At 62.1% G+C, this 22064-nt stretch carries 20 protein-coding genes and 1 tRNA gene; 6 read left to right on the top strand and 15 right to left on the bottom strand.

Going from position 1 to position 22064, the window contains the following annotated elements; translation table 11 throughout:
• Positions 1–36: 36 nt before the first annotated feature.
• Positions 37–1047, bottom strand: a complete 1011-nt coding sequence (serB, locus tag I6L38_RS00105) for a phosphoserine phosphatase SerB (protein ID WP_043171435.1) — start codon at positions 1045–1047, stop codon at positions 37–39.
• 120 nt (positions 1048–1167) lie between these two features.
• On the opposite strand from serB, the gene I6L38_RS00100 reads away from it, so the two are divergent.
• Together I6L38_RS00100 and I6L38_RS00095 are read left to right on the top strand one after the other, a co-directional pair.
• Positions 1168–1776, top strand: coding sequence for an AhpA/YtjB family protein (locus I6L38_RS00100; protein ID WP_005305087.1), 609 nt, complete (start codon positions 1168–1170; stop codon positions 1774–1776).
• Positions 1777–1836: 60 nt separating this feature from the next.
• Positions 1837–4083, top strand: coding sequence for a PAS domain S-box protein (locus I6L38_RS00095; protein WP_216988985.1), 2247 nt, complete (start codon positions 1837–1839; stop codon positions 4081–4083).
• A 69-nt stretch (positions 4084–4152) separates the two neighbouring features.
• Here the strand turns inward: I6L38_RS00095 and deoD are convergent, their stop codons facing one another.
• From deoD to I6L38_RS00060, 7 genes are all read right to left on the bottom strand, one after another.
• Positions 4153–4869 carry a purine-nucleoside phosphorylase gene (deoD, locus tag I6L38_RS00090; RefSeq protein WP_005305092.1) on the bottom strand — a complete coding sequence of 239 codons (717 nt, stop codon included), beginning with the start codon at positions 4867–4869 and terminating at the stop codon, positions 4153–4155.
• Positions 4870–4946: 77 nt separating this feature from the next.
• Positions 4947–6155, bottom strand: a complete 1209-nt coding sequence (locus tag I6L38_RS00085; RefSeq protein WP_010636141.1) for a phosphopentomutase — start codon at positions 6153–6155, stop codon at positions 4947–4949.
• Positions 6156–6169: 14 nt separating this feature from the next.
• On the bottom strand, positions 6170–7501 hold the full coding sequence (deoA, locus tag I6L38_RS00080) for a thymidine phosphorylase (protein ID WP_010636140.1): 1332 nt from the start codon (positions 7499–7501) through the stop codon (positions 6170–6172).
• 110 nt (positions 7502–7611) lie between these two features.
• Positions 7612–8385 carry a deoxyribose-phosphate aldolase gene (deoC, locus tag I6L38_RS00075; RefSeq protein WP_216988984.1) on the bottom strand — a complete coding sequence of 258 codons (774 nt, stop codon included), beginning with the start codon at positions 8383–8385 and terminating at the stop codon, positions 7612–7614.
• A 390-nt stretch (positions 8386–8775) separates the two neighbouring features.
• The gene (locus tag I6L38_RS00070; RefSeq protein WP_005305103.1) at positions 8776–8946 is read right to left on the bottom strand and encodes a XapX domain-containing protein; all 171 of its coding nucleotides are present in this window, start codon (positions 8944–8946) and stop codon (positions 8776–8778) included.
• Between the two features lie 125 nt (positions 8947–9071).
• Complete coding sequence (locus I6L38_RS00065) at positions 9072–10346, bottom strand: NupC/NupG family nucleoside CNT transporter (protein ID WP_005305106.1); 1275 nt, start codon at positions 10344–10346, stop codon at positions 9072–9074.
• A 213-nt stretch (positions 10347–10559) separates the two neighbouring features.
• Positions 10560–11348 (bottom strand): TatD family hydrolase, encoded by a 789-nt coding sequence (locus I6L38_RS00060; protein WP_043171437.1) that lies wholly within the window; start codon positions 11346–11348, stop codon positions 10560–10562.
• 38 nt (positions 11349–11386) lie between these two features.
• Between I6L38_RS00060 and tppF the strand changes: the two genes are divergently transcribed.
• A complete protein-coding gene (gene tppF, locus I6L38_RS00055; RefSeq protein WP_005305113.1) occupies positions 11387–12004 on the top strand; it encodes a type IVa pilus pseudopilin TppF in 618 nt (205 codons plus the stop codon).
• Here the strand turns inward: tppF and I6L38_RS00050 are convergent.
• The 5 genes from I6L38_RS00050 to I6L38_RS00030 form a co-directional block, all read right to left on the bottom strand.
• Positions 11973–12155 (bottom strand): DUF5363 family protein, encoded by a 183-nt coding sequence (locus I6L38_RS00050; protein WP_005305116.1) that lies wholly within the window; start codon positions 12153–12155, stop codon positions 11973–11975. The two genes, tppF and I6L38_RS00050, sit on opposite strands and share 32 nt — an antisense overlap.
• A gap of 82 nt (positions 12156–12237) precedes the next feature.
• Positions 12238–12747 carry a GNAT family N-acetyltransferase gene (locus I6L38_RS00045; protein ID WP_201880128.1) on the bottom strand — a complete coding sequence of 170 codons (510 nt, stop codon included), beginning with the start codon at positions 12745–12747 and terminating at the stop codon, positions 12238–12240.
• Between the two features lie 172 nt (positions 12748–12919).
• Complete coding sequence (rlmD, locus tag I6L38_RS00040) at positions 12920–14272, bottom strand: 23S rRNA (uracil(1939)-C(5))-methyltransferase RlmD (RefSeq protein WP_017765323.1); 1353 nt, start codon at positions 14270–14272, stop codon at positions 12920–12922.
• 325 nt (positions 14273–14597) lie between these two features.
• The gene (amt, locus tag I6L38_RS00035; RefSeq protein ID WP_010636134.1) at positions 14598–16007 is read right to left on the bottom strand and encodes an ammonium transporter; all 1410 of its coding nucleotides are present in this window, start codon (positions 16005–16007) and stop codon (positions 14598–14600) included.
• 454 nt (positions 16008–16461) lie between these two features.
• Positions 16462–16547: transfer RNA gene (locus I6L38_RS00030), tRNA-Leu, on the bottom strand.
• Positions 16548–16690: 143 nt separating this feature from the next.
• Between I6L38_RS00030 and I6L38_RS00025 the strand changes: the two genes are divergently transcribed.
• Complete coding sequence (locus tag I6L38_RS00025; RefSeq protein WP_201880057.1) at positions 16691–17212, top strand: RDD family protein; 522 nt, start codon at positions 16691–16693, stop codon at positions 17210–17212.
• A 187-nt stretch (positions 17213–17399) separates the two neighbouring features.
• Here the strand turns inward: I6L38_RS00025 and lptG are convergent, their stop codons facing one another.
• Together lptG and lptF are read right to left on the bottom strand one after the other, a co-directional pair.
• The gene (gene lptG, locus I6L38_RS00020) at positions 17400–18470 is read right to left on the bottom strand and encodes an LPS export ABC transporter permease LptG (protein WP_010636091.1); all 1071 of its coding nucleotides are present in this window, start codon (positions 18468–18470) and stop codon (positions 17400–17402) included.
• 141 nt (positions 18471–18611) lie between these two features.
• Positions 18612–19724 (bottom strand): LPS export ABC transporter permease LptF, encoded by a 1113-nt coding sequence (gene lptF, locus I6L38_RS00015; protein ID WP_017765325.1) that lies wholly within the window; start codon positions 19722–19724, stop codon positions 18612–18614.
• 172 nt (positions 19725–19896) lie between these two features.
• Between lptF and pepA the strand changes: the two genes are divergently transcribed.
• Both pepA and I6L38_RS00005 read left to right on the top strand, forming a co-directional pair.
• Positions 19897–21405 (top strand): leucyl aminopeptidase, encoded by a 1509-nt coding sequence (gene pepA, locus I6L38_RS00010; protein WP_005305141.1) that lies wholly within the window; start codon positions 19897–19899, stop codon positions 21403–21405.
• A 162-nt stretch (positions 21406–21567) separates the two neighbouring features.
• A complete protein-coding gene (locus tag I6L38_RS00005; protein ID WP_043171286.1) occupies positions 21568–22023 on the top strand; it encodes a DNA polymerase III subunit chi in 456 nt (151 codons plus the stop codon).
• Positions 22024–22064: the final 41 nt, after the last annotated feature.

Below are 22064 nucleotides of genomic sequence, written 5' to 3'. Positions count from 1 at the left end.
CCTCCGTGACGTGGGGTTGAGTCCAGCCCGATGGGCTCAGCGCCGATCCCAGCGCTGCTGGCGGCAGGTCAGGGCGCCAAGCAGGCAGATCACCCCTTCCAGATCGTGGTGGTTGAGGGTGGCCGCCGCCTGGGCCCGCACCAGCGGTTTGGCGTGGATGGCGATGCCGAGCCCGGCCACCCCCATCATCTTGAGATCGTTGGCACCATCGCCGACAGCCACGGTCTGGCCAGTGGCGATGCCGTACTCCGCGGCCAGCTGCTGCAGCACCTCGGCCTTGACGGTGGCATCGACGATGCGCCCGCTCACCTTGCCGGTCAGCTGCGGCCCCACCACCGCCAGCTCGTTGGCGAAGATGGCGTCCAGCCCCAGCTCCCGCTGCAACTGGCCGGCAAAACGGGTGAAACCACCGGAGGCGATCGCCACCTTCCAGCCAGCCTGCTTGAGAGTGTCGACCATCAGTTGCAGGCCCGGCATCCACGGCATGTTGGCCGCCACCTCGTCGAGAATGGTGACCGGTGCCCCCTCCAGCAGGGCGACCCTGGCCCGCAGGCTGTCGGAAAACTCCAGCTTGCCCTGCATGGCGGCCGCAGTGACCGCCGCCACCTGCTCGCCGACCCCGGCCAAACGGGCAATCTCGTCGATGCACTCGATGCGGATGGCGGTAGAGTCCATGTCCATCACCAGCAGGCCGGGTTCAGCCAGACTGGGCAGGGCCGGCAGATGACACAGATCGATATCCCACTCCTCCCCCTTGAGCGTCTGTACCAGAGCGGGTGAGAAGCGATCCGTGCCCAGCAGCAGCAGGGGTACCCCGGCCTGCATGGCGGGCGGATAGAGTCGTGCCTGCAGCCCGTGCCGCGCCAGCAGCCCGGCCAGCCTGCCGAGATGGTGGCCGCCAAGGGTCCGACCGAACAGCACCAGCCAGGCGCCATCCAGCGCACTGGCGGCGGGCAGCAGCGCCTGTGGCGTCGCCTCCCACCAGGGGGCGCCGGACAGGCACTCGGGCCACTCTGAAATATCTGCGGGCAATTGGGACAACAACATAGGGATAACGCCTTCCTTGGTGATCATGGGGTTAACAAAACTGGCCCAGAGTAGCGTATTGCTTTTTGTACAGGCAAGCGCCAAGATCCCGCCACTCCTTGTCAGCAAAAGGCTCAACGCTTGCGTCATCTCCCCATCAAACGTGTGCTCAGTCTGGGTGCCGGTGTCCTGCTCGGACTCTGGGTGCTCGCCGTGCTCATTCATATGCAGGGCGAGAGCCAGGCCTCGCTGCACAGCGAGGCGCGCAACCGGGCCCAGGCACTGGTGGCCTATGCCGCCAGGGACATGAAACGCTGGATCAAGGAGGAGAAAAACAGCGAGCTGGAGCGGCTGGCCCGGGATCTGGCCGCCGAGCCCGAGATCCTCGATGTCACCCTCTACGATGCCCGCGGCATTCCCCTCGCCCAGTCGGACAATGCAGTGCCGCTGGACAGCCTGCTGCCCATCGGCGACAACAACAAGTCGGTCCCCGAGCAGGGCAAGGGGCGCATCCAGTTCGTGCAGGAGATCCTGGATGGGGAGCAGACGCTGGGCTATCTGCGCATTACCCTGGAGGAGCAGCAGATGCTGGCGGACAAGGACACCCGGCTCAAGGTGGTGCAGGAGAAACAGCGGCTGATGCTGCTGGTCGCCCTGCTGGCCGGGCTGCTCATCTCCTACGGGGTGCGCCGCAACTACATGCGGGTGCGCAAGCACAAGAAGAAAAGCAAACCGGTCGAACCGCAATAAGACGGTGCGACCTCATCGCCTTGTATACAACCCAGGCAATGCCACCAGCAGGAGCGCTGTATGATTGCCCCCCCTCTTCCTTTGGATGAAGAGAGCCGACTGGAACGGCTCCGCATCCTGGGCTTGCTTGACCGCGAGCCTATCGACCAGCTGGATCGCCTGACCCGGCTCATCACCCGCCATTTCTCGCTGCCCATCGCCATGGTCTCGCTGACCGACGTGAACCGGCAGTGGTTTCTCGCCCGTACCGGGGTCACCCTGTGCGAGATCAGCCGGGAGCACTCCTTTTGCGGCCACGCCATCCTGCGCCCCGACATCATGCAGGTGCAGGATGCCAGGCACGACCCGCGCTTTGCCGACAACCCGCTGGTGACGGGCGAGCCCCACGTGGTCTTCTATGCCGGCCGGCCACTGCGGGCGCTGGACGGCGTGGTGCTCGGCACCCTCTGTCTGGTGGATCATGCAGCGCGCCACCTCGACGAGGAGGCCTGTCGCGATCTCGACGACTTCGGCCGCCTGGTGGAGAACACCCTGCACGATCTGGAAAGGCGCCATCAGGTACGCAGCCTCAACCAGGTGCTGGAGGACAAGGAGCACCTGTTCACCCTCACCTTCAACCAGTCGTCGGTGGGCATGGCCCTCTCGTCGGTCGAGGGACGCTGGCTGCGGGCCAACCCGGGGCTGGAGCGACTGCTCGGTTACAGCGAACAGGAGATGCTGACACGCACCTGGCACGCCATGACCCACCCCGAGGATCTGCCGCGCGAGCTGGCCCTGTTCACCGCCCTGCTCGCGGGGCAACGGCAGGACTACCGGCTGGAGAAGCGGATGATCCGCGCCGATGGCAGCCTGTGCTGGGTCCAGCTCAGCGTGACCCTGTGCCAGAGCCGCACCATGGCCCCCCACATGATCGCCGTCTTTGCCGACCTCACCGAGCGCAAGCAGGTCGAGGCCGAGCTGCTGCAACTGCAGCAGGGGCTCGAGCAGCAGGTGCGTGAGCGCACCCGCGAGCTGTCGAGCACGGTGGAGCAACTGCATGGCGAGATGCAGGAGCGCGGCGCCGTGCAGCAACGCCTGTGGCAGGAGCAACGCCGGCTGCAACACATGCTGGAGCACACCAGCAACGCCTTCCTCGAGCTCGACGAGGCGCTGGTCATTACCGGCTGGAACCCGGCCTCCACCACCCTGCTCGGCTGGCACCCCGAGGAGATGCTGGGACGCACCCTGCCCACCCTGCTCGGCAGCGCTCACCCTCTGCTGGCGCTGCTGACCCATCCCGAGCGCGCGCAGCGCCGCCTGGAGTGCGACATCGGCACCCGCAGCGGCCGCCAGGTCCCGGTCGAGGTGAGCGCCGAACGCTACCAGTTCGACGGCAAGGTACGCCTCGCCCTGTTCCTGCACGACATCAGCGCCCGCCGCCAGGTGCTGGCGGAAATCGAGCGCGGGCGGGCCCGGTTGCGGGCCATCACCGACGGTCTGCCGGTCACCATCAGCATGGTCTCGCCCGAGGGGCGCTACCTGTTTGCCAACCAGGCCTACTGTCGCTACTTCGGGCTGGATCCCGAGCGGATGCGGGAGATGAGCGTGCGGGAGGTGATCGGCGAAGCGGCTTACGGCCGGGCCATCGCTCATCTGGAGCGGGCCCTCGCCGGCGAGCAGGTGAGTTTCGAGAACCGCTTCGAGCTGCCCATAGGCCCACGGGATCTCAGGATCACCATGATCCCGAGCCGGGGCGACGAGCCCGGGGTCTACATCCTCGGCAGCGACATCACCGAGTTCAAGGCGCTGCAGAACCAGCTGGAGCACGAGGCGGCCCACGACCCCCTCACCGGCCTGCCCAACCGGCGCGCTTTCACCCTGCGCCTCTCCCGGGAGCTGGAGCGGGTGCGTCAGAATGCCGAGACCCTGGGGCTGCTGTTTCTCGATCTCGACGGCTTCAAGCGGATCAACGATCAACTCGGCCACCATGTCGGCGACGCCCTGCTGCAACGCTTCGCCAGCGTGCTGAGTGCCGAGGTGCGCCCCGGTGACATGGTGGCGCGCCTGGCCGGCGACGAGTTCACCATCATACTGCCGGCCCTGCGCCAGCCGGAGCTGGAGCTGCCCGCCCTGTGCGAACGGCTGCTGGCCGCCATGGCGGTACCGACCGACGTAGCCGGCCACCTGTTGCCCCTCGCCGGCAGCATCGGCGAAGCCATCTGCCATTCGGGCCAGTATTGTCACATCGACGACCTGCTGCACCGGGCCGACAGCGCCATGTACCGGGCCAAACAGGCCGGCAAGGGGCGCTTCGCCCTCGACCTCTGATCTTCCCTCCTTGAAATGCAAAACGGCGGCCCGAGGGCCGCCGTTTTCATTATTCATGCGCGAAGGGGATTAGTTGTCGCCCAGCAGGACGGAATCCAGCGCGATTTCGATCATGTCGTTGAAGGTCAGCTGACGCTCTTCGGAAGTAGTCTGCTCACCGGTACGGATATGGTCGGAGACGGTGCAGATGGTCAGTGCGCGAGCACCGTACTCTGCGGCCACACCGTAGATGCCGGCGGCTTCCATCTCGACACCCAGGATGCCGTATTTTTCCATGACGTCGAACATGGAGGGGTCCGGGGTGTAGAACAGGTCGGCGGAGAAGATGTTACCGACGCGCACGGCAACGCCCTTGTTCTTGGCGGCCTGTACGGCATTGGCAACCAGATCGAAGTCGGCGATGGCGGCGAAGTCGTGATCCTTGAAGCGCAGACGGTTCACCTTGGAGTCGGTGCAGGCACCCATGCCGATCACCACGTCACGCAGCTTCACGTCTTCACGCACGGCACCGCAGGAACCGACGCGGATCAGGGTCTTCACGCCGTAATCGGTGATCAGCTCTTTTGCATAGATGGAGCAGGACGGGATGCCCATGCCGTGGCCCATGATGGAGATGCGACGACCCTTGTAGGTGCCGGTGAAACCGAACATGTTGCGCACGTCGCACACCTGTTCGACGTTCTCCAGGAAGGTTTCGGCGATGTACTTGGCGCGCAGGGGGTCGCCCGGCATCAGCACGGTGTCAGCAAAGGCGCCATCTTTCGCATTGATATGAGGAGTTGCCATTCTCTTGATTCCTTCACACTAGGTTGAGTTTTATTGTCTTTATTGGTTGCCCGCCGCCGAGGCGACGGGCGGGTAACTTACAGGAAGCTGGTACCGTACGCCAGTTTGGGCAGACCGTGGTACGCCGCGATGCTCTGGCCGATGTCGGCAAAGGTCTCGCGACGGCCGACGGAACCCGCCTTGACCGGCTTGCCGTAGAACAGCACAGGGATGTACTCGCGGGTGTGGTCGGTGCCGCTCCAGGTCGGGTCACAACCGTGGTCGGCGGTCAGCACCACCACGTCGCCATCCTGCATCAGCTCGAACAGCTCCGGCAGGCGGGAGTCGAAGTACTCCAGCGCATCGGCGTAGCCCTTCACGTCGCGACGGTGACCGTAGGAGGAGTCGAAGTCGACGAAGTTGGTGAAGACGATGGTCTGGTCACCGGCCGCTTTCACCTCTTCCAGGGTCCTGTCCCACAGTTCGGTCAGACCTGTGCCTTTCACCTGCTTGGTGATGCCCTGCTGGGCATAGATGTCGGCGATCTTGCCGATGGAAACCACCTGGCCGCCCGCTTCCTTCATGTAGTCCAGCACGGTCGGCGCCGGCGGCAGCACGGAGTAGTCGTGGCGGTTGCCGGTACGCTTGAAGTTGCCCTTGCCACTGCCCACGAACGGACGCGCGATGACGCGGCCGATGTTGTAGGGCTCCAGCAGTTCGCGCACGATGTGGCACAGCTCATAGAGCTTCTCGAGGCCGTAGGTCTCTTCGTGGCAGGCGATCTGGAACACGGAATCGGCAGAGGTGTAGAGGATCGGCTTGCCGGTGCGCATGTGCTCTTCGCCCAGATCGTCCAGCACCTGGGTACCGGAGGCGTGGCAGTTACCCAGATAGCCCGGCAGACCGGCCTTCTCGACGATGGCATCCAGCAGCTCCTGCGGGAAGCTGTTGTGGTGATCCTTGAAGTAGCCCCACTCGAACAGCACGGGCACGCCGGCAATTTCCCAGTGACCGGACGGGGTGTCCTTGCCGGAGGAGAGCTCCTGGGCAAAGCCGTAGGCACCGACTACCTCGACATCCTTGTTCAGGCCAGCCGGGAAGGTGCCGCTGGCGAGTTCACCCGCGTGGCCCAGACCCAGCTTGCTGAGGTTCGGCAGATTGAGGGCGCCACGACCCTCGAGTTCGCCGGCGGCACAGGCCTTGGCGATATGGCCAAGGGTATTGGCGCCCACATCGCCGAACTTGTCGGCGTCGGCGGCTGCGCCAATGCCGAAAGAGTCCATCATCAGAATAAAGGTACGTTTCATGGGACTTCCCCTTGTTACAAATCAGCCAGACCGATGCGACGGTAAACCTCGGGCAGCGCCTCCGGTTGGGTATCACCGATCTTGACGGCAGCCTGCACCATGCTGGCGGCCTGAGCAAATTGCTCTTCAGTTTGAGCGTGGATCAGGGCGAGCGGCTTGTCTGCCTCAACACTTTGACCCAGGCGGATAAAGTCGGTCAGACCGACGGCATAATCAAGCTTGTCACCGGCAGCGCGACGGCCACCGCCCATGGCGACCACGGCCAGACCCAGTTCGCGGGTATCCATGGCGGTCACGAAACCGCTGTTGGCGGCATAGACGGGGCGCACGATGGCGGCTTTGGGCAGGTGATGATCGTAGCGCTCCATGAAGTCGCTCGGGCCACCGAGGCCGGTCACCATGCGACCGAAGATCTCGGCCGCCTTGCCGTTGTCCAGCACCGCCTGCAGTTTGCGGCGGGCATCGCTGTCGTCGCTGGCCAGGCCGGCGGAGATCAGCATCTCGGCGCACAGCGCCATGGTGACGGCATGGATGCGCGGGTTGCGGTATTCACCGGTCAGGTAGCGCACCGCTTCGCGCACTTCCACCGCGTTGCCGGCGCTGGAGGCCAGCACCTGGTTCATGTCGGTCAAGAGCGCTGAAGTGCGGCAGCCGGCACCGTTGGCCACCGCAACTATGCTCTTGGCCAGCTCCTCGGATGCTTCAAAGGTCGGCATGAAGGCACCGGAGCCCACTTTCACATCCATCACCAGCGCTTCCAGCCCGGAGGCGAGCTTCTTGGAGAGGATGGAGCCGGTGATCATGGCGATGGATTCGACGGTGGCAGTGATGTCCCGTACCGCATAGATACGCTTGTCGGCCGGGGCAAGATCGCCGGTCTGGCCGATGATGGCGACACCGGCCTCTTTCACCACTTTCAGGAAACGGTCGTTGTCGACCGAGGTCTGGTAGCCGGGGATGGCATCCAGCTTGTCCAAGGTACCGCCGGTGTGGCCCAGGCCACGGCCGGAGATCATCGGCACGAAACCGCCGCAGGCAGCGACCATCGGGCCAAGCATCAGGGAGACGACGTCACCCACGCCGCCGGTGGAGTGTTTGTCGACGATGGGGCCGCCCAGATTGAGGTGGTCCCAGGTCAGCACCATGCCGGAATCGCGCATGGCGCAGGTCAGGGCAACCCGCTCATCCATGGTCATGTCTTTGAAGTAGACCGCCATCGCCAGTGCCGCAATCTGGCCCTCGCCGATGGTGTTGTTGGTAATGCCCTGAACGAAAAATTGAATCTCTTGGGTACTGAGCGCTTCACCGTTGCGCTTCTTGCGAATGATTTCTTGAGGCAAAAACATCTTTCATTCCCTCCGCCATTGCTGGCGTTACACAAGTCTGAATCCTTGCCCGCACCCCACACGGGTGGGGCGCAACAGGGCGGACAGCGGTCCGCCCTCTCATCAACCTATTAGTAACCGCTGGTGTTGGCCGGCTTGTCGCCATGCCCCAGCGTGGCCAGCAGGCTGGCCAGCAGGCTGGATGCACCAAAGCGGAAGGTGCGGGCGGATACCCAGTCCTTGCCCAGGATCTCTTCGGCCATGGCCAGGTACTGACCCGCCACGGCGGCGTCTTTCACGCCACCGGCCGGCTTGAAGCCGACTTTCGGGTTCTTGGCCTTGATCACTTCCATCATGATGCGGGCAGCGATCGGGGTCGCATTGACCGGCACCTTGCCGGTGGAGGTCTTGATGAAGTCGGCACCGGCGTCGATGGAGATTTCGGAGGCGCGACGGATCAGCGCTTCCTCTTTCAGCTCGCCGGTCTCGATGATCACTTTCAGCAGCACGTTGGCGCCACAGGCTTCCTTACAAGCTTTGACCAGATCGAAGCTGACCTGTTCATTGCCGGCCATGAAGGCACGGTACGGGAACACCACGTCCACTTCGTCGGCACCGTAGGCCACGGCGGCGCGGGTTTCGGCCACGGCGATCTCGATGTCGTCGTTGCCGTGCGGGAAGTTGGTCACGGTCGCAATGCGCACGTCGGCAGCGCCGATCTCACGCAGAGTCTTGCGAGCGATGGGGATGAAACGGGGGTAGATGCAGACGGCGGCGGTCAGGCCAGCCGGTGACTTGGCCTTGCGGCACAGGTCGATCACCTTCTGATCGGTGTCGTCATCGTTCAGGGTGGTCAGGTCCATCAGATTCAGGGCGCGCTGGGCGGCCAGTTTCAGATCAGTCATTCTGTTCTCCAAAGTCTCGATGTAGTCCGAATTCCAGGGCATGGTGCTGCCTGTCGCAACGCAACCGGCAAGACGCGACTCCCGGAAAAACGGGAATGGAATTGCAGCGCAACTGCACGGGCAATAGGCTGCAAATAAGGCAAGAGCCCTGTCACTTTCTTACAAAAGTGCGGACTTGGTTCCATGAAGACTTGAGAAAGGCAGACAAGGTCTGACCCGACTTCCCAATCAATTCCATTTGACCGCCAACACCCGATTTCATCGGGCATTAGTCAATGCCAGCACCCTGCTGGCAATGCCTATTTCAGCCGAGATACCCCTTGTTTGCAAGCCGGATTTGCCATTTTCAGAGGTACCTCACATCTGGCAAATCCGGTACTGGAAAGTGCGTTAAGAGAAGAAACGGGTGAGTATCCAGGAGTATGCCAGGCCCCCCAGATAGACTCCAACGATCCCCATTACCCCGGACAGTACGGGCGGGGCCGGGATCGGCAATTTGAGGAAAGAAAACAACAAGCCAACGATAAAGCCGGCTGCCATCGCCAGTAGCACTTCATTCATATAACCTCCGATTTGACTCATTTTATTATTAGTTTAGAAAGGAAAACGGTTGTCACCGCTCCATACACGAACGCCACGGCAGATGCCGTGGCGTTCGTGGTTATACCCTGTCAGTCAGGCTGATATTACATGCCGGACAGCGCCAGGAAGAAGCCTGCGATGGTCGCGGACATCAGGTTGGACAGAGAGCCGGCCAGTACGGCTTTCAGACCAAATTTCGCAATGGTGCCGCGACGGTTCGGTGCCATGGAGCCCAGACCACCCAGCAGGATGGCGACGGAGGACAGGTTGGCGAAACCGCACAGGGCGAAGGAGATGATGGCCTTGGTGTGGTCGGACATGGCCACGCCATTGATCAGCACTTCATCCTTCAGGTACGGGGCGAAGTTCAGGTAGGCCACGAACTCGTTGACCACCAGCTTCTGGCCGATGAAGGAACCGGCAACGACGGCTTCACTCCAGGGCACACCGATCAGGAAGGCCAGCGGGGAGAAGATCCAGCCCAGCAGCAGTTCCAGGGAGAGTTGCGGATAACCGAACCAGCCACCCACACCGGAGAAGATGCCGTTGATCATGGCGATCAGACCGATGAAGGCCAGCAGCATGGCGCCGACGTTCAGGGCCAGTTGCAGACCGGCAGAGGCACCGGCAGCGGCGGCATCGATCACGTTGGCAGGCTTGTCTTCCAGATCGCCATCGGCATTGCTCTCGTCGTAGCTCGGGGTCTCGGTTTCCGGCACCAGCAGCTTGGCGAACAGCAGACCACCCGGGGCAGCCATGAAGGAGGCGGCGATCAGGTATTCCATCTTGACGCCCATGGAGGCGTAACCGGCCAGTACGGAGCCGGCGACGGAAGCCAGGCCACCACACATGACGGCGAACAACTCGGAGTCGGTCATCTTGGAGATGAAGGGACGCACAACCAGCGGCGCTTCAGTCTGACCCACGAAGATGTTGGCAGTGGCGGAGAGGGATTCGGTACGGGAAGTGCCCAGTACTTTCTGCAGGCCACCACCCAGCAGTTTGATGACCCACTGCATGATGCCCAGGTAATAGAGAACGGCGATCAGGGAGGAGAAGAAGATGATGACCGGCAGTACGCGGAAGGCGAAGATGAAGCCGCCACCACCGAACACTTCGAACATCTTGTTGCTGACCAGACCACCGAACAGGAATTCGATGCCGTTCTGGCCATAGCCGATGACGCTGGAAACAGCATCGGATACACCCACCAGGATGTCACGACCAACCGGGACGTACAGCACGAAGGCACCCAGGCCAGCTTGGATTGCAAAGGCACCGGCAACGGTGCGCACTCTTATTGCTTTGCGATTGCTGGAGAACAGCACCGCGATAAGGACGAGCGTTGCCATCCCTACCAGACCCATTATTAGATTCATTATTTACACTTCCTCTTTAGTAGCACCTTCCAGCTTGTTAACAACTTGTATCTCAAAGCCATCAATCAAGGGTGCGCATTATACTAATTACGGTGCGACAAAGTAGAACGCTGGTCACATTTTATAAGCATGAAATGCGCTAGAGGTCGTCAAATTAGACCGCAAACGATTTTTACTCCCCCCATTTTTTATCATGTCGCTAGCAACAGTTAATCAGGTGTTAATTTTCGACTTGCCCAACTGGAAGGTACGCAGAGTGGATTCATGTAACACCGAGGCAACATGTGCCAGCGGCTGCTGCCGCAAATCGGCCAGCAGTTGCGCAATTATTGGCAGATTGGCGGGGGTGTTGGGCGCCCCTTGCTGACCCTGCAGCGGCATGTCGGGGGCGTCCGTTTCCAGCAGCAGGGCCTCCAGCGGCATGTCGCGCACCGCCTCCCGGGTCTTGTTGGCCCGCTCAAAGCTGATGACCCCGCCGATGCCGAGCCGAAATCCCAATTGCCAGAACGCTTCTGCCTGCTGCAGGGAGCCGCTGAAGGCGTGGATGACGCCCCCGCAGGCCGGGCGCAGACGTCTGAGGATCTTGGCCACCGTGTCGTTGGCACGCACCGAATGGACAATAAGGGGCAGCTCATGCTCCTTGGCCAGTTCGACCTGGGCCTCGAACATCTCGAGCTGTCCCTCCTGCGGCACGTGGGAGCGTAGATCCAGCCCGCATTCGCCCACCGCCACCAACCCGCGGGGGCGCTCCGCCAGCCGTTGCTGCAACCGGGTCAGCACCGCCGGCGTCTGACCGCCCACATACCAGGGGTGCACGCCAAGGGCATAGGAGATGCCGTCATGTTCTGCCGCCAGCGTCATCACCCGGCCCCAGTTTTCCTCTCCCACCGCAGGAATGATATACTCGCCCACCCCCAGCTGACGGCACTCGGCCAGCAGCGCCGCCCGCTCGGAATCGAAGACCGGAAAATCGAGATGGCAATGGGTGTCGATCAATTGCATGTCACTCACCTGTTTGTCGTAATTAATGGGTCCATATCATGATGAAACGCACAAGCCACGGCTTTACCCTGATAGAACTGGTGCTGGTCATCATAGTGCTGGGGATCCTGGCCGTGACCGCCCTGCCCCGCTTCATCAATCTCAAGGATGACGCACTCAAGAGCACGGTCGCGGCAACGGCGGCCAGCTTTGCCAGCGCGGTCCAGCTGGCTCATGCCGGCTGGGCGGTCAAGGCGCAGGATCAGGCACTCTACAATCTCGGCAGCATGGGGCAACGCAATCTCGACATCAACCGCTATGGCTGGCCCGCTGGCACGGACGAAGATCAGGGGCGCAAGGGGATCGACGAACCCTATGTCGCAGGTCAGGGCGACTACATCTCGGTGAGCAACCAGTCAGACTGTCGTCTGCTGTTTCAGGGGCTGCTGGACAGCAGCTACACCGTCGCCTCGGTCGATCAGGATCCCGATCAGCAACTCAACGCCGACTACCTGTCCAGCGAACTGACCGCCAACCAGATAGATGAAGAGGGAGAGCCGCACAGCAACTGCCGCTACACCCTGCGCGACTCCATCGGCCGCTTCCCCGCCTATCCCGACGGTCTCTCCTTCGACTACAACAGCGTCACTGGTGCCGTGACCCGCAATTTCCAGTGAGCGGCTCCGACTCGGCTTGCGGCTCTGCCTGCGGCGCCTCATCCTGTTCCCGGCGCACCGGCACGCAGCAGCGCCGGTTCTCCGGCGTGAGCCCCCACTCCTCGCACCAGCCATCGTAGCGAGCCAGCCAGCGTAACAAGATACCTTTCATCCGCGCGTTCCCCTCTTCATCAAGTCGACGGTTGCTCCGTCATATACCCGCTCGCCGCCAGGAGCAAACCGGGCCCGCCGCATCATGGCGCCTCGGGCGACAGCAGCAACCCCATGCTGATCTCGTCCACGTAGCCATCGTCCAGCCGATAGGCCTGTCGCCGCAACCCCTCGTCCCGGAAGCCGCACTTGCGATAGAGGGCGTGCGCCACCTCGTTGTGGGCCATCACCCCCAGCTCCAGCCGCTGGATCCCTAGCTCGCCGGCGCCCGCGATCAGGGTGCGCAGTAACCGCTCACCCCATCCCAACCCGCGTGCACTCGACCGCAACCCCATCACCACCAGGGCGCAGTGGCGGTTGCGCGCCAGACCACCGCCGATGAGTACGGCAAAGCCCTGCACCTCCCCGGCCAGCACCAGCAGCCACATGGCCTGATTGGGGGCAGCCGCCATGGCCTCGAGCCGCTGGCGCTGCCCCTCGATGTCCAAGGGGCGCTCCCCCACCTCATACAGCATGAAGCGGGTTTCCCTGTCCAGTTGCCCAAAGAAGTGATCCAGCGCCGCCGCATCCTCCACACTCGCCAAACGAATCATCACCCTCGCTCTCCCTGCCTGGTGGTTGCGCCGATCCACGGCCATAAAAAAACGACTCCATTTGGAGTCGTTTTTATCAGAGCCATCTGGCTAATTCAATTCACGCCAGGGTGGGCAGGCTTAGACGAGCAGCAGCTTCGACGTCCATGGCGCGAGTGGGGACCAGCGACGATCAGACCTTGGCAGGCAAGCTCAGGCGGGCGACAGCCTCGACGTGCATCGAGTGCGGGAACATGTCCACCGGCTGCACCTCGTCCAGCACGAAGCCCTGCTTGACCAGCCAGGCGAGATCCCGGGCCAGGGTCTGCGGGTTGCAGGAGACATAGACCAGCCGGCGCGGCGCCATGGCGACCAGGGTCTGCAATACGGCCTTGTCACAGCCCTTGCGCGGCGGATCCATCACCACCACGTCGGCACTCACCCCTTCGGCATGCAGGGCAGGCATCAGCTGCTCCGCCTTGCCGACGTGGAACTCGGTCTGCTCGATGCCGTTGAGGGCCGCGTTGCGGCGGGCGTCGCTGATGGCGCTCTCCACCGACTCGATCCCCACCACCTTGGCGGCCTTGCCGGCCAGGAACAGGGAGATGGTGCCGATACCGCAATAGATGTCGAACACCGTCTCGTTGCCGGTCAGCTCGCAATACTCCAGTGCCTTGGAGTAGAGCACATCGGTCTGGCTCGGGTTGTTCTGGAAGAAGGAGAGTGGCGAGATCTCGAATTCGAGCTCGTGGATCTTGTCGCGGATCACCCCGCTGCCCAGCAGCACCCGGTTGTGGTCCCCCAGAATGCGGTTGGTGCGCGCCTCGTTGATATTCTGTACCAGGGTAGTGACCGGCAGATCCTGCAGGGCGGCCAGCAGCTCGGCTTCGAACGGCAGCTCCTCACCCAGAGTCACCAGCACTACCATCAGCTCGCCGCTCTTGAAGCCCTTGCGGGTCATCAGGTTGCGCACGCAGCCGGTGTGGGCCACTTCGTCATAAGCCGCGATGTCATGCGCGCGCATCCAGTTGCGCACCCGGGCGTTCAGCTCCACGTGCAGAGAATCTTGCACCGCGCAGTCATCGGCAGTGATGAGATCGTGGGAGTGCTTGCGGTAGAAGCCGATCTCGGCGCCGGCCTCGCAGCCACGCACCGCGTACTGCGCCTTGTTGCGATAGGCGAACGGCGTCTCCATGCCGAGGATGGGATTGACCACGGCCTCCCCCAGCCCGACCTGCTCCAGGGCGCTCTGCACCAGGCTCTGCTTGAGCTTGAGCTGGGCCGGATAGGCCAGCGGGCGCACCTGGCAACCGCCGCACTCTGTGTTGGGGCAGAAGTCGGCAACCCGGTCGGCGGAGGGCTGGAGCAGCTCGGCCACCTTGCCGTGCAGGTAGTTGGGCTTCACCTCGGTCAGTTCGACCAACGCCTGCTCACCCGGCAGCAGACCTTCGACAAACAGGGGGCGGTCGAACAGGCGTCCTTTGCCATCTCCTTTGTCGGTCAGTTCCAGGATCTCGATCTGGTGTTGATGTCCCACTAGCGGCATGAGCGGCTCCAAAAGTACATATATAAGAGGGTGATGAACCGGCCCGGCCGACCCATCAAGAAAAGGTGGCAGAGTTTAGCGGAGATCCGTCCAAATTGCAGGCATAAAACAGCAACAAGACAGAGGACATTGCCGCTGCCCGCTTTGTCTGCCGAAAAATGCTATCGCCGGCGGCGATCTCGGGGATGCGCTCTATCGGAGGTGATGGCGTCAGAGGCGAGCCGCCCCACCACAGGCTCGGGCATCAGAGTTGGCCCCCGGCAAACGGACATAAAAAAACCGCCGGCATGGCCGGCGGCAATCTTGTTGAACAACAGATGGCGGATTACAGGCTGTAGGCCTTCTCGCCGTGAGTGGTGACGTCCAGCCCTTCCCGCTCAGCATCCTCTTTCACCCGCAAGCCGATCAGCATATCCACCAGCTTGTAGGCCACCACCGAGATGATGCCGGACCAGAGGATGGTCACCCCTACCCCGATGGCCTGGATCTTGACCTGATCCAGGATGGAGTAGCCCTCCGCCACTTGGTTGGTGACATAGTCCCACACCCCGGTGCCGCCCAGATCCGGGCTGGCGAACACCCCGGTCAGCAGGGCGCCGAGGATGCCGCACACCCCGTGCACACCGAACACGTCCAGACTGTCATCGGCACCCAGCAGCCGCTTGAGACCGTGAACCCCCCACAACCCCGCGACACCGCTGATGAGGCCCATCACCAGACCACCACCGACACCGACGAAACCGGCCGCCGGGGTGATCACCACCAGCCCGGAGACGGCGCCGGAAGCCGCGCCCAGCAGCGAAGGACGGCCTTTCATCACCCACTCGGCCAAGGTCCAGGAGAGGGCCGCCGCCGCCGGTGCCACCCAGGTATTGATGAAGGCCAGTGCCGCCGTGCCGTTGGCTTCCAGCGCGGAGCCGGCGTTGAAACCGAACCAGCCGAACCAGAGCAGAGAGGCCCCGATCATGGTCATGGTGAGGCTGTGCGGGGTCATGGGGTCACGACCATAGCCCAGGCGCTTGCCCACCAGATAGGCGCCGACCAGACCGGCCACCGCCGCATTGATGTGCACCACTGTGCCGCCGGCAAAATCCAGCGCGCCGTGCTGGAACAGATAACCTGCCGTCGCCGTGGCCGCTGCCGCGGCATCGGCCGTGGTATAGGCATCCGGACCCGCCCAGTACCACACCATGTGAGCCAGCGGAATATAGGCGAAGGTGAACCAGATCACCGAGAACAGCAGCACGGCAGCAAACTTGATGCGCTCGGCAAAGGCCCCCACGATCAGGCCACAGGTGATGGCGGCAAAGGCCCCCTGGAACACCACATAGATGAACTCGCTGATCCCGACTCCCTTGCTGAAGGTGGCGGCGATGGAGTCGGGGGTCACCCCCTTGAGCAGCGCCTTGCTGAAGGAGCCATAGACGCTGTTGCCTTCGGTAAAGGCCAGCGAATAACCGTAGATCACCCACAGCACGCAGATGAGCGAGAACAGGGTGAATACCTGCATCAGCACGCTCAGCATGTTCTTGGTGCGCACCAGACCGCCATAAAACAGGGCCAGGCCCGGAATGGACATCAGGATCACCAGGGCTGCCGACAGCAGCATCCAGGTATTGTCCCCTTTGTTGATGGTCACCACCGCAGATGCGGTCACCACCTCTTCGGCCCAGCTGGGGGCGGCCAGCAGGGCAATCAGCGCCAACAGGCCAGTCATCACGAGTCTCTTGAGCATACTGCCATCTCCTTCCCTGTCGTCCCGGCTCCAGACCGGGTCCATTTCCTGATATGAACATCGACACCGATGATTCACGTACATTTCCATTCGGTACACACTGGTTGCCGCTCCCGGTCAGATTCCCTCTATGGAGCGGCATCATGGCGACATAACTGCTTAAAAGCACAAAGCGGGCCAACTTAATAAGTTATTTAAAATCATAAAGTTATTCGTATGACAGAGAGGGAGTGCACCAGATTGGCGCATGGGACGCGCTAACATGAGCGAATGCGCACTTCTGCTGTGCAGGCAGAGCAAGCCGCACCGAAATGGAGCAAGGCGGGACATGGCATGACCACAGAGGTGTACCCGGCTTGTCGATATCAGCCGGAGAACAGAAGCGTGTCAAGGAAGGGGAAAGGCGGAAAAACAAAAGGCCATCATTGCTGATGGCCTTTTGTCATGAATTTTATGGTGCCCGGGGTCGGACTCGAACCGACACGGTTATTCACCGGCGGATTTTGAATCCGCTGCGTCTACCGATTTCGCCACCCGGGCAACTGCGAGGGATTATACGAATGGCGCTTGGGCATGCAAGGTGTTTTTCTTGTGCCCACAGTCGTTTGCTCATTTATTCAACGCCTTGCCGAGGCAAGGTCAGTTACATAGAATGCCCGAATCATATTAATGGAATAAGAACGATGGCCAAGCGTAAACCCGTCCAACCGACCACTCCCCCTCCTCCCACCCAGCGTCACCCCTCCGCCGGTCTGCTGCGCCGGCTCGGCGCCCTGATCTATGACTATCTGGTGGTCATCTCATTGCTGATCATCGCCGGCTTTATCGGGATGGGGGTGGCCCATCTGCTGCTGGCAACCGGCATGGCAAGCGTCCCCGAGGGCAAAGACGCCGCCTGGCTGCTGACCAGCCCCGTATACAGTGCCTGGCTCGCTCTCGTCATCTGCGGTTTCTACACCTGGTTCTGGACCCGCGCCGGCCAGACCATCGGCATGCGGGCCTGGCGTCTGCGCATCCAGAATGCCGACGGCAGCAACATCCGCATCACCCAGGCGCTGATCCGGCTGGCAACGGCGGCCTTTGGCCTCGGCAACCTGCTCTGCCTGTTCAACCGCAAGTCACCCCGCGCATTTCAGGACATCTGGTCCGAGTGCGAAGTGATCCTGCTGGGCAAACAGGAAAACCTGGAACAGCTCAATCGCTGATCCCAAAAGGCGGTAACGAAAAAGGGCACCCCAGGGTGCCCTTTTTGCTGGTCGACGCGCTTGCTGCTTGCGGCTCAGGATATAGAAGGAGATGCCGCCGAACAGCAGTGCAGCAGTGCAGCAGTGCAGCAGGCGCGATGGCAGCCTTTTGTCTGCAGCGCCACCGCCCTAACCGCCCATCAGGCCGCTACTGCTTGCGACTCAGGATATAGAAGGAGATGCCGCCAAACAGCAGGCTGGGCGCGATGGCCGCCAGGATCGGTGGCACCGCGTACACCAGGCTGATGGGGCCGAACACCCGATCGCTGACGTAGACGGCGAAGCCCGTCATGATCCCCATCAGCATCCGCGCGCCCATGCTGACCGAGCGCAGCGGGCCGAAGATGAAGGAGGAGGCCAACAGGATCATCGCCACCACCGAGAGCGGTGACAGCAGCTTGCGCCACATCTCCAGCTTGTAGCGCCCGGCATCCTGCTTGTTGGCATCCAGATAGCCGATGTAATCCAGCAGTCCCGCCACCGGCAGGTTTTCGGGATCGACGCTCACCACCCCGAGCTGTTTGGGGGTGAGCTCGGAGCTCCACTCCATCTGGGGCTGGGTCTCGCTCAGGATCTGTTTGGGATCGTCAAAACGGGTCACCTGCACCTGCTTGAGCAGCCAGTGATGCTGCTCGAACACCCCTTCCTGCGCCTGCAGGATATCGATCAGCTTGCGCTCCGGGGTGAAACGGTAAAGGGTGATGCCGGTCAGCGCACCATCGTTGCGCACCCCGTTGATGTTGACGAAGTTATTGCCATCGCGCGCCCACACCCCGTAAGCCGACACGGTCAACCGCCCTTCCGACAGGGCCCCCGCCTTGATGTCATCCGCCATCCGCTTGGCGATGGGCGCCACGTACTCCCCCATCAGCCCCACCAGGATCATCAGCGGGATGGCGGTCTTGAGCGCCGCCATCACGATACTGATCTTGGAGCGGCCCGCCGCCTGCATCACCACCAGCTCCGAGCTGGTCGCCAGCTGGCCCAGACCGATGAGGCCGCCCAGCAGGGCCGCCAGCGGGAAGAAGAGCACCGCCTCTTTCGGCATGGAGAGCAGCACATAGTAGAGGGCGCTGAGCATGTCGTAGTTGCCTTCCCCTACCGACTTCAGCTGCTCCACGTACTTTATGAGCGCCGCAAGGCCCACCAGCGTGATCTCACACAGCAGGACCGACATGAAAATGATCCGGCCGATATATCTATCGAGAATGCCAAACATCAGCAGAAACTCCCCGGTTGCAGCATCATGCTGATTTTTCCCTCAAATACAGACGTATGGAGCGGGGGCGACAGCAAAATGACCCGGTCGCCATGTCTATCGAGAATGCCAAACATCAGTAGAGACTCCCAGATGGCAACATCATGCCGATTTTCTCTTGAAATAGAGGGTCTTGACCCCGTTCCACCAGCTGGTGCCCTGCAGGTTGAGCGGCAACCCGATCAGCAGCAGATAGACCAGCGGCACCAGGAACATGCCGGGCCAGTGCGGCAGCCGGCCGCTGTCGATGGCTGAACGGGCGGCACTGAGCAGCAGGAAGTAGGAGAGGTAGAGCAGGATGGCCGGCAACAGCTTGGCATAGCGGCCCTGACGGGGGTTGACCCGCGCCAGTGGCACCACCAGGAAGGTCAGCACCAGAATGGAGAGCGGCAGTGACAGGCGCCACTGCAGTTCGGCCATCAGCTGGTTGTCCTGGGTGCCCAGCAGCTCCATGGTCGGCTTGGCCGCCGCCTTGCGGTTGGAGCGCTCCATCTCCTGCTGGCGGATCACCAGGCTGTACTCGTCAAACTCGGAGATCTGGAACTGGCGGGTATTGAAGTGCCCCTCGTAGCGGGAGCCATCCTTCAGGGTCAGCCACTGCAGGCCGTTGCTGTCGACCGTGACCACCCCTTCGGTCGCCACCACCACCGACGGCGGCTTGCCATCCTGGGAGCGCTGCAACACGAAGATCTTCTGCAGTTTTGAGCCCTTGTCGTTGAGATCCTGGATGTAAGCCACCAGGCGCCCCTTGTCGAGCTCCATGAAACGGCCGGCCTGCAGGAAGGAGATACCCGGATCGGCCTTGAACTCGTCGATCACCTGGTACTCGCGCTCCTTGGCCTGCGGGGCAATCCAGCCGGTATTGAAGGCGGCGACGGCCGCCGTCAGCAGGGCCAGTACCATGGCGCTGCGCATCACGAAACGGTGGCTGAAGCCCACCGCATGCATCACCGTCATCTCGCTTTCGGCGTAGAGGCGCCCGTGAGCGAACAAGATGGCCAAAAACAGGCTGATGGGCAGCATCAACAGGGCCATGTTCGGCAGGTTGAGCAGCAGCAGGGTGGAGACCAGGCGCGTCGGCACCTCACCATCGGCGGCATCGCCAATGATCTGGATGAATTGCTGGCTGACGAAGATAAGCAGCAGCACGAATAATACCGCCAGCTGGGTTTTCAGGGTTTCCCTGAACAAATATCGGAAAACGATCACAGTCATTCCCAAGTAAACTTGTGTTTTTAGTCGAATGCCTGAAAAATAGGGCCGTATATTGGATTTTTACCAGTTTGAACTGCGGGGCCAGTGCCTGTTCGCTCCGCCTCTGATACCCCAACAAGCACCGCATTATTCAATAAAAGGTGCCTTTTGTCTTTAGGATGTAGGAGATTCCATGGAGTTCAGTGTAAAGAGTGGCAGTCCTGAGAAGCAACGCAGTGCCTGCGTCGTGGTCGGCGTATTCGAGCCGCGTCGCCTCTCTCCGGTTGCCGAACAGCTGGACAAGATCAGCGATGGCTACATCAGCTCGCTGCTGCGCCGTGGCGACCTGGAAGGGAAACCAGGCCAGATGCTGTTGCTGCATCAAGTACCGGGCGTGCTCAGCGAGCGCGTGCTGCTGGTCGGTTGCGGCAAGGAGCGGGAACTCGACGAACGCCAGTACAAGCAGATCATCAACAAGACCATCACCACCCTCAACGAAACCGGCTCCATGGAAGCGGTCTGCTTCCTGACCGAGCTGCACGTCAAGGGACGGGATACCTATTGGAAGGTGCGCCAGGCGGTGGAAACCACCAAGGCGGGCCTCTACAGTTTCGACCAGTTCAAGACCAACAAGGCCGAGCCGCGCCGTCCGCTGCGCAAGCTGGTGTTCAACGTGCCGACGCGTCGGGAACTGACCATTGGTGAAAAAGCCATCGCCCACGGCCTGGCCGTGGCGAAAGGGGTGCGCGTCTGTCGCGACGTGGCCAACATGCCGCCCAATGTCTGCAATCCGGCCTATCTCGCCTCCCAGGCCCGTCGTCTGGCCGATGCCTTCGACAACATCACCACCAAGGTGATCGGCGAGCAGGAGATGGCCGAGCTCGGCATGAACTCCTACCTGGCGGTGGCCCGTGGCTCCGACAACGAAGCCATGATGGCCATCATCGAATACAAGGGGCATCCGGATGCCAAGCCCATCGTGCTGGTCGGCAAGGGACTGACCTTCGACTCCGGCGGCATCTCCATCAAGCCGGCCGACGGCATGGACGAGATGAAGTACGACATGGGTGGCGCCGCCTCCGTGCTCGGTACCATGCACGCTCTGGCCCAGCTGCAGCTGCCCATCAACGTCATCGGCGTGCTGGCAGGCTGCGAGAACATGCCGGGTGGCAACGCCTATCGTCCGGGCGACATCCTCACCTCCATGTCCGGCCAGACCATCGAAGTGCTGAACACGGATGCGGAAGGCCGCCTGGTGCTGTGCGATGCGCTGACCTACGTGGATCGCTTTGATCCGGAAACCGTGATCGACGTGGCCACCCTGACCGGTGCCTGCATCATCGCCCTGGGTCACCACACCACGGGCCTCTTGGCCAACCACAACCCGCTGGCCCACGAGCTGCTCAACGCCTCCGAGCAGGCGGGTGATCGCGCCTGGCGTCTGCCGCTGTTCGACGAGTATCAGGAACAGCTGGAGAGTCCGTTTGCCGACATGGCCAACATAGGTGGTCGTCCGGCCGGTACCATCACCGCCGCCGCCTTCCTGTCACGCTTCACCAAGAAGTACAACTGGGCCCACCTGGATATCGCTGGGACTGCCTGGAAGAGTGGCAAGGAGAAGGGCTCCACCGGGCGTCCGGTGCCCCTGCTGACCCAGTTCCTGCTGAACCGGTCAGGGGTGGACATCGAAGAAAAGGAGTAATTTCCACACCTCGCCCGGCGATGCCATCGGGCGAGCGGAAGTTGCCCTGCACCACAAGGAAGAGGCCCGCCTCTTCCTTGTTTCATTGAGGGTTGGCAGGAATACCCCCTGCCCGCCCTTACCGGCGGTCAATTATCCGTCACCGCAAACGGGATCAACCTGATGAGCCAAGTGACCTTTTACCTGATGAGCGAACAGGATGACGCGCAGGCCTCTGCCGTCGAGCGACTCGCCTGCAGCCTTGCGGCCGAGTCGTGGGGGGCGGGCCACCTCTATCTGTTTTGCGACGATGAGGCTCAGGCCCTGCGCCTCGACGAGCTGTTGTGGCAGCTGCCGCCGGAGCGCTTCGTGCCGCACCAGTTGCAGGGGGAGAGCGGTCAGGCACCGGTGGAGATCGGTCACCAGCCGCCACGACGGCGCTACGCCCGCCTCATCAATCTGGCCAAACAGACACCTTTGTTTGCAGGACACTTCGCTCAAGTGGTAGATTTTGTCCCCACTGACGAAACGCAAAAGCAGCAAGCCCGCGAGCGCTACAAGCACTATCGCCAGGCAGGCCACGCCCTCGAGATGAGGGATCAGCCCGTCCTTGCCGCACCGGATCCGGCGCAGCCCTGACTGCGCCGCCTGTGATCCACCACGAATCAACACCAGAATCC

This window comes from Aeromonas sp. FDAARGOS 1408, from assembly GCF_019048665.1.
Taxonomy (GTDB): Bacteria; Pseudomonadota; Gammaproteobacteria; order Enterobacterales; family Aeromonadaceae; genus Aeromonas; species Aeromonas dhakensis.
The sequence above is the reverse complement of the archived record's forward strand: the minus strand, read 5'-3'. Positions and strand labels throughout refer to the sequence as shown.

Excerpts from the sequence above, each read along its gene's own strand:
- deoA (WP_010636140.1), bottom strand. The coding sequence starts at position 7,501 with ATGTTTTTGCCTCAAGAAATCATTCGCAAGAAGCGCAACGGTGAAGCG.
- serB (WP_043171435.1), bottom strand. The coding sequence starts at position 1,047 with ATGTTGTTGTCCCAATTGCCCGCAGATATTTCAGAGTGGCCCGAGTGC.
- I6L38_RS00070 (WP_005305103.1), bottom strand. The coding sequence starts at position 8,946 with ATGAATGAAGTGCTACTGGCGATGGCAGCCGGCTTTATCGTTGGCTTG.
- pepA (WP_005305141.1), top strand. The coding sequence starts at position 19,897 with ATGGAGTTCAGTGTAAAGAGTGGCAGTCCTGAGAAGCAACGCAGTGCC.
- I6L38_RS00025 (WP_201880057.1), top strand. The coding sequence starts at position 16,691 with ATGGCCAAGCGTAAACCCGTCCAACCGACCACTCCCCCTCCTCCCACC.
- deoC (WP_216988984.1), bottom strand. The coding sequence starts at position 8,385 with ATGACTGATCTGAAACTGGCCGCCCAGCGCGCCCTGAATCTGATGGAC.
- lptG (WP_010636091.1), bottom strand. The coding sequence starts at position 18,470 with ATGTTTGGCATTCTCGATAGATATATCGGCCGGATCATTTTCATGTCG.
- I6L38_RS00050 (WP_005305116.1), bottom strand. The coding sequence starts at position 12,155 with ATGAAAGGTATCTTGTTACGCTGGCTGGCTCGCTACGATGGCTGGTGC.
- I6L38_RS00065 (WP_005305106.1), bottom strand. The coding sequence starts at position 10,346 with ATGAATCTAATAATGGGTCTGGTAGGGATGGCAACGCTCGTCCTTATC.
- rlmD (WP_017765323.1), bottom strand. The coding sequence starts at position 14,272 with ATGCCGCTAGTGGGACATCAACACCAGATCGAGATCCTGGAACTGACC.
- I6L38_RS00060 (WP_043171437.1), bottom strand. The coding sequence starts at position 11,348 with ATGCAATTGATCGACACCCATTGCCATCTCGATTTTCCGGTCTTCGAT.
- I6L38_RS00005 (WP_043171286.1), top strand. The coding sequence starts at position 21,568 with ATGAGCCAAGTGACCTTTTACCTGATGAGCGAACAGGATGACGCGCAG.
- deoD (WP_005305092.1), bottom strand. The coding sequence starts at position 4,869 with ATGGCAACTCCTCATATCAATGCGAAAGATGGCGCCTTTGCTGACACC.
- amt (WP_010636134.1), bottom strand. The coding sequence starts at position 16,007 with ATGCTCAAGAGACTCGTGATGACTGGCCTGTTGGCGCTGATTGCCCTG.
- tppF (WP_005305113.1), top strand. The coding sequence starts at position 11,387 with ATGATGAAACGCACAAGCCACGGCTTTACCCTGATAGAACTGGTGCTG.
- lptF (WP_017765325.1), bottom strand. The coding sequence starts at position 19,724 with ATGACTGTGATCGTTTTCCGATATTTGTTCAGGGAAACCCTGAAAACC.
- I6L38_RS00085 (WP_010636141.1), bottom strand. The coding sequence starts at position 6,155 with ATGAAACGTACCTTTATTCTGATGATGGACTCTTTCGGCATTGGCGCA.
- I6L38_RS00045 (WP_201880128.1), bottom strand. The coding sequence starts at position 12,747 with ATGATTCGTTTGGCGAGTGTGGAGGATGCGGCGGCGCTGGATCACTTC.
- I6L38_RS00095 (WP_216988985.1), top strand. The coding sequence starts at position 1,837 with ATGATTGCCCCCCCTCTTCCTTTGGATGAAGAGAGCCGACTGGAACGG.